3 protein-coding genes are annotated in these 3309 nt (G+C 57.8%); all 3 read left to right on the top strand.

Features of this window, described 5'->3' with window-relative positions:
* A partial coding sequence (locus VN887_08670) for a PQQ-binding-like beta-propeller repeat protein (protein ID HXT40083.1) occupies positions 1–550 on the top strand: 550 nt, incomplete at its 5' end.
* 130 nt (positions 551–680) lie between these two features.
* Complete coding sequence (locus tag VN887_08665; protein ID HXT40082.1) at positions 681–1199, top strand: AAA family ATPase; 519 nt, start codon at positions 681–683, stop codon at positions 1197–1199.
* A 58-nt stretch (positions 1200–1257) separates the two neighbouring features.
* Positions 1258–3309, top strand: a 2052-nt coding sequence (locus VN887_08660; GenBank protein HXT40081.1) for a hypothetical protein, incomplete at its 3' end; no start/stop codon positions are given.

The following is a 3309-nucleotide window of genomic DNA, read 5'->3' as shown; positions in this document are numbered from 1 at the left end:
TAACGACGCCTTCACGATTAACGAGCCAGGCTCCGTATACCCCAATGAGTCGTCCGCCGGCCGGCTTCTTTTGTTCAGCACCCAGGCCGATGCCACCCACACGCCACACATCGCGTGGGTGCTCTCGGATCACTTCACCGGACAGCCCACGCTTGCCAATGGCGTTCTTTATGCGGATGACGGTGGAAAAGTCGTTGCTCTCGATGAGTTGACAGGAAACACACTCTGGTCGTGGACTCCGACAAGCGGGACTCTTACCGGTCCGATGGTCGCGACCGACAACGTCCTTTTCTTGTCCACGACCACTACGACCTATGCCTTGGACCTCGCGACCCATCAGGCCGACTGGTCATACGGCATCTCAGGAAATCTCGCCTACAGCGACGGCACGCTCTTCGTCGGCGGCTCCAACGGTACGCTCTACGCGATTTCAACGCCGGAGCCTTCCGCGATTGGATTTGTCGTACTGGCGTTTGGGTTGCTGATGCGAACGCGGCGGCGCGATTATTGCCGAAAAAGTGCTGCGATCCTGAATCTCACCTGCGGTTGATTTCGCGTCGATTTCGTGCAATCTGCGAGACCTTGCCTTTTGCCGTCACTTCGATGCAGCTATTCTATCTGCGCCGAGGTGGTGCTTCATGGGGAGAAATGGGCGCGCCACTCGACCCATGTCAAAGCCAATTCTCATCATCTTCTCGGGCCTGCCCGGGACTGGCAAAACGACTCTTGCCAAGCGACTGGCGGCGCGACTGAATGCTGTTTATCTGCGCGCCGACACGATCGAGACAGCGCTCGTCCAGGGCGGAATCAAAGACGTCGGCGGCTTGGGTTATACGGTCGGCTATGCCACCGCCAAGGAAAACCTGAGCCTCGGCAACAACGTCATCGCCGACTCCGTCAACCCGTGGCAACTCACCCGCGACGCCTGGCGTCAAGCTGCCAAAGACGCGGGCGCCCCTTTCATCGATGTCGAAATCGTGTGTTCTGATCGGCGCGAACATCGTCGAAGAATTGAGAACCGTGAGATCGACATTGCGGGCCTCAAGCCGCCCGCCTGGCAGGATGTGTTGGATCGCGACTACCATCCCTGGACCGATCCTCGCATTCAAATTGAGACCGCGGGGCGAGCCGTCGAAGAGGTGCTGGAAGAGTTGCTCCAGCACATCTCCGCGCACTCGGACCACTGCCGAATTCCCTGAAAAAACCTGCAAGGGATTTTCATTGCGGCGAGGTCTATCGCTGTCATAATGTTGCCCCATGGCTCTACATCTCTCGGGCTCAATCGCTTTTCGGCTCTCCATTGCTTCGATATTCGTCCTCTGTGCGTTTTGTTCCCGCGCTCAGGCCCAGCCGGCCCAGGCCGCCAAACCGACCTCCATCACTGGCGTTTACAACGGCACCTGCGCCAGTGACCAGGGGCCGATGAAATTCAAGCTGTCACTTACGCTGCAGGACAGGGGGAGTCTTGTCGGCGAGTTCACCTTGTACGTGGCGCAAGGGGCTGACCAGAAGGCCTACACCTGCGACGTCAAGGGTCGATTCATCGCAACGAATCGAATGGTCCAGTTGATTCGCGGCGGATGGAAATCTCCCCCGCCTGTCGGGCTCGACATGTCGGCAATGAACGGCGTCTTCGATCCCGAGGCCGGCAATGGCGCGGGGCGAATTTCGGGCACGATGCGGGGTGGCCTGAGCCCTAAATTTGAGGCCACGCGGGACGCCGATGAATCGGCCAAGCTGGTCGCGGCTGAGAAGGCGCCAGCCGCGCAGCCAGGTTCGCGGCCTCCGAACACCATCATCCCGCGCACCGAAATTGAAGGGATGTATGTCGGCACGTACGGATCGAACCCGGACGACAAGGTTCCGGCCAAACTTTACGTCAAGTTCATCGACGACGGATCCGTCAATGGAAAATTGGACGGGTTGTTCACGTTCGATGTACCACCCTCCGCCGGGGCCAAGCCCATCACCTATACGTATAAGTTGACCGGCTATTATGGGGGCTCGTTAGTATTTTATTCCGTCAAGCCATTGGGAAAGCCCGCGCCGGACGCCTATGCGCTGCAGCAGATCTCCGCTGAATTTGACAGAACTCCCTTAGTAACGGGCCGGAACGGACAAATGGAGTTCACTTATATTCGCGAACAGATTTTGGCGAAGATGGTCGGCAGTAATGGCCTTCCTGGCAAAAATAAATTTGAAGGCAAGTGGGACAAGGATGCATCCACCAAACTCGACACCCTGATGGCAGCCGCACAACGCGGCGCCGAGAATCCGGCGGGTGCGACCGCGCTCGCGCAGGCGCCGAATTCACCTTCGTCATCGGCGCGAGCGCCAGAGAGCGCGGGGCAGCCTGGAGCATCTAAGCAGAGCGCGTCGGCGCAGATTGATAGCGTTATGGCCGCCGTTCGCGGCTATAACGCCCACGCCGCTCCCGTCGCTCGACCAAGCCTCGTCGGGGTTTTTAACGGAACCTACACCCGAGCGAATGAACCGCCGACCAAGTTCAAACTGACCATCACGCATAACGGCCAGTCGCCCGACATTGAGGGCGTGGCCACGATTTATCTTCCGGCCGGCTCCGGCACGAAGGCCTATACCTATAGCCTTAAAGGAGCGATTGATTTCAACGGCGCCTTCCATCTTCTGGTTAACGAATGGGACACGATCCCGCCCAAAGATTTCAAAGATTTCAAATCCATGGGATTCAATGGAGAATTCCGTTCCAACGTGAACCAGCACACGGCGCGAATTATCAGCTTGCCGACTGCCAACCTCGCATCTTTTGTCATACCTCAGTTCGAAGCGGCATGGGACGCAAAGGAATCGGCGGATATCAAAGGCACTATTGCCGCCCAGAAGGCGGTTGGCGACGCGGACCTGGCTGCTGCCCTGAAGGCGCGCGACGAAGTCTTGAAGAATGCCAAACCCATGCAACTGGCTTCGAAGGATCTCGTTCGCAAATCTCAGGCTTATTGGGATGTCTACCGGAATGACTTCATTCGGGAAGTCTTTGACGGCGGCTTCGCCGACGATGTCGACAAAGATCCTGCGTTCCAGATTATGTTCATCAATTACGTGGACGAATTCTCGAAGAATTGTGCCGCTTATTTTCCCGGCGCCCACCAAACCGTGACCATCACGACGACCACCACCACCCGACCCCCCGGCGGGGCCTTCAACACGACGGTGACAACCAAGACGGTCGAAGTGGATTCCCGTTTCATTCCCAAATATGTCGAATTCAGCGGCGTGGATCCTGCCCCCGGCTCCGAGCAGGAGAAGGAACAAACGGCCAAAACGTTCGCG

Origin of the sequence: Candidatus Angelobacter sp., assembly GCA_035607015.1 — a bacterium.
GTDB lineage: Bacteria > Verrucomicrobiota > Verrucomicrobiia > Limisphaerales > AV2 > AV2.
The sequence above is the reverse complement of the archived record's forward strand: the minus strand, read 5'-3'. Positions and strand labels throughout refer to the sequence as shown.